This window comes from Herbiconiux daphne (genome assembly GCF_024979295.1).
In the GTDB taxonomy this organism is placed as follows: Bacteria; Actinomycetota; Actinomycetes; order Actinomycetales; family Microbacteriaceae; genus Herbiconiux; species Herbiconiux daphnes.
On record NZ_JANLCJ010000481.1, the window covers coordinates 1 to 641 of the forward strand.

1 protein-coding gene is annotated in these 641 nt (G+C 41.2%); it reads left to right on the top strand.

The window, feature by feature from the left end:
* Window positions 1-234 precede the first annotated feature (234 nt).
* A complete protein-coding gene (locus tag N1032_RS25985; protein ID WP_259543509.1) occupies window positions 235-561 on the top strand; it encodes a DUF7253 family protein in 327 nt (108 codons plus the stop codon).
* Window positions 562-641: the final 80 nt, after the last annotated feature.

The following is a 641-nucleotide window of genomic DNA, read 5'->3' on the forward strand; positions in this document are numbered from 1 at the left end:
ATCCCAGCTATTGACTTCACTAAAGGAGCAACAGCTAAACCGTCTTGGCCAACTGGTAAAGTAACTACAACTACTTCTACAACGGTAAAGCCGTAACGTCAACAACGACAACAACTAGTACGACTACAACAGTGAAGCCGACTACGACAACAACTACTACGACTACATCAACCACTACTGGTCCGTAGAGTACTCGTTAATGACGTTAAATCTTAAACCTATTTAGGAGAATCAATGGCGACTAAAGTTTCGACAATAGTTGGCATACGTAGTGCATTAGAGAAAGAAGTTCGTCCTGGAATCTATGAGTATGACTTTAAGGAACAACCTGTAAAGGCTACTCTTCTCCAGAGCGGAACTTTTGTTGACGATGCAACCTCTGGCAATCAAAATGAACGTCCAAACATAAGGATCTCGTTCCTTTTAAGTAATGTTAAAACTGATCGTTTATCTCGATTAATGTATATCGTATACTTCGGCGTGAAATACAAGATTACTAACATTGACCGTACACAAGATCCTGCAGTTATTGTAACTTTAGGGGAGGTGTGGCATGGCTAAGGCTAGTGATGAATTGATCGCACGACTTCAGACTTGTGCGCCAAAAGTGTATTTCAAACCGCCTGCCAAATCTCAATTGG